2 protein-coding genes and 4 tRNA genes are annotated in these 1,788 nt (G+C 36.3%); 4 read left to right on the top strand and 2 right to left on the bottom strand.

Annotation, left to right across the window (positions count from 1 at the left end; genetic code table 11):
- The first annotated feature begins 75 nt into the window (after positions 1–75).
- The 4 genes from GX756_02065 (at position 76) to GX756_02050 (ending at position 485) form a co-directional block, all read left to right on the top strand.
- Positions 76–152, top strand: a tRNA-Asp gene (locus tag GX756_02065).
- 88 nt (positions 153–240) lie between these two features.
- A tRNA-Phe gene (locus GX756_02060) sits at positions 241–316 on the top strand.
- A gap of 5 nt (positions 317–321) precedes the next feature.
- Positions 322–397, top strand: a tRNA-Thr gene (locus tag GX756_02055).
- A gap of 3 nt (positions 398–400) precedes the next feature.
- Positions 401–485, top strand: a tRNA-Tyr gene (locus tag GX756_02050).
- Between the two features lie 362 nt (positions 486–847).
- Here the strand turns inward: GX756_02050 and GX756_02045 are convergent.
- Together GX756_02045 and GX756_02040 are read right to left on the bottom strand one after the other, a co-directional pair.
- Positions 848–1,087 (bottom strand): hypothetical protein, encoded by a 240-nt coding sequence (locus GX756_02045; GenBank protein ID NLC16646.1) that lies wholly within the window; start codon positions 1,085–1,087, stop codon positions 848–850.
- Positions 1,088–1,240: 153 nt separating this feature from the next.
- Positions 1,241–1,525, bottom strand: a complete 285-nt coding sequence (locus tag GX756_02040; GenBank protein NLC16645.1) for a hypothetical protein — start codon at positions 1,523–1,525, stop codon at positions 1,241–1,243.
- Positions 1,526–1,788: the final 263 nt, after the last annotated feature.

Below are 1,788 nucleotides of genomic sequence, written 5' to 3'. Positions count from 1 at the left end.
TTAGCTCAGTTGGTCAGAGCAGTCGGCTCATAACCGATCGGTCCGGGGTTCAAGTCCCTGAAGGCCCACCATTTTGGCCCGGTAGTTCAGCCGGTTAGAACGCTAGCCTGTCACGCTAGAGGCCGAGGGTTCGAGTCCCTTCCGGGTCGCCAAAAATTTTTAAAAACCGTTTTTGCCAAGATTTTTCTTTGGCAAAAATTTTTAAAAAGCGCGCATTTTACAAAAGAATACCAAGCGCCTGCCTCGATAGCTCAGTTGGTAGAGCAGAGGACTGAAAATCCTCGTGTCGGTGGTTCGATTCCGCCTCGAGGCACCATAATCGCTGGCGTAGCTCAACTGGCAGAGCAGCTGACTTGTAATCAGCAGGTTGATGGTTCAATTCCATTCGCCAGCTCCATATGGGTAGGTTCCCGAGCGGTCAAAGGGAGCAGACTGTAAATCTGCCGTCTCCGACTTCGGTGGTTCGAATCCACCCCTGCCCACCAAAAACCACTATATATAGTGGTTTTTTTGCTTTCAAGACATAATTTCAAAAAAAAAACCAAAAAATGTAATACAACCTAAAAGCCAAAAAAATCAAAATCAGATAATATATAAAAATTAAAAATAACTTCAATTGACCGTAAAATATATATGACGACAATATTGACGACAATTTAAATGCGCTTTTTGCCCAAATTTTAAGCAATTTTTCGCGCCAAATTTGCTAACGCAATTTGGCGCGAATTTATAAGGTCAATATTTATCTTTTATTTTATTAAGAATATACGACAATTATAAGCGCGTGAGGCGAAAAAAGCCAAACGCGCGTTTGTGGCTTCGCCTTTAAAAACGCGCGTTTGTGGCGTTACTGCGCCTTTTTTACAGCTTTTTTTACTTCTTCCGCTATAGCGTCATAATTGTTCGCTATTGTAGCTATTAAGGCTTTATCAGCCTTTTTAAACGCATTATTACGCTGTATAAACTTGTTATACGCCTCACGCGCTTTATTATTCTTTTCGATATATTCTGCTAATTTATATATATTTTCATTATCGTATTTTTCCTTGATTTCTTTCGCTTTATCGTATATTTTCTGTATAGACATTTGGTCTATATATAAAGATTATTATTTTATAATTTAGAAATTAGGAGGAGTTTTCTATTGAAAAAATTAAAAGGCGTTATCAAAAAGAGAATTTAACGATATATAGAAATAACGGCATAATGATTTTTTATTTTCATGATTTATATGATTAATTTACGGCTTTAAATTATTTTGTTTAGTTTCTTCGGTTTTTGCCACATATTCAACAAACCCTTTATTTTTCAACCCCTCCAAGATGCAATCAAAAACCAACCTGCTCACAAAGCAGGAAACAATAGGCTCATACGACTGGGAGCAGTTGACGCAAATTTCCCTAGCGCCAATATCCAAAACATATCTTTTGTTAATTTTGTCAATGCTTATTTGGTCTATCAGCTTTTCATCGCCGTTTTGGGAAGTTGTATAAAACATCTCCCAATCTTTAGACAAAAACATCATGTATATCTCCTCCCTTTGCAAGACAGAAGTTATCCATTCTTAATACAAAGATTATCTAGCCCCAAAGGAATATAATTTTTTTAATCAGCGTTTTAGCCAATCCGTTAACGCTCTAGCTTATAAAAATATAAAGATAAATATTATTTAATCTAGCAAAAAAATGAAAAACATCAATAATAAGGTAAAGCAATTTTTTCTCTGCAAACGCTATCTTTGCAAACGGTCGTAACTCTCTAGCGGTATTTAACTAAAAAAGTATATGT

The organism is Clostridiales bacterium (assembly GCA_012512255.1).
In the GTDB taxonomy this organism is placed as follows: Bacteria; Bacillota; Clostridia; order Christensenellales; family DUVY01; genus DUVY01.
Note: the sequence above shows the minus strand (reverse complement) of the source record. Positions and strands in the feature narration are given on the sequence as shown.

Coding starts and splice junctions, on each gene's coding strand:
- GX756_02045 (NLC16646.1), bottom strand. CDS start 1,087: ATGTCTATACAGAAAATATACGATAAAGCGAAAGAAATCAAGGAAAAA.
- GX756_02040 (NLC16645.1), bottom strand. CDS start 1,525: ATGATGTTTTTGTCTAAAGATTGGGAGATGTTTTATACAACTTCCCAA.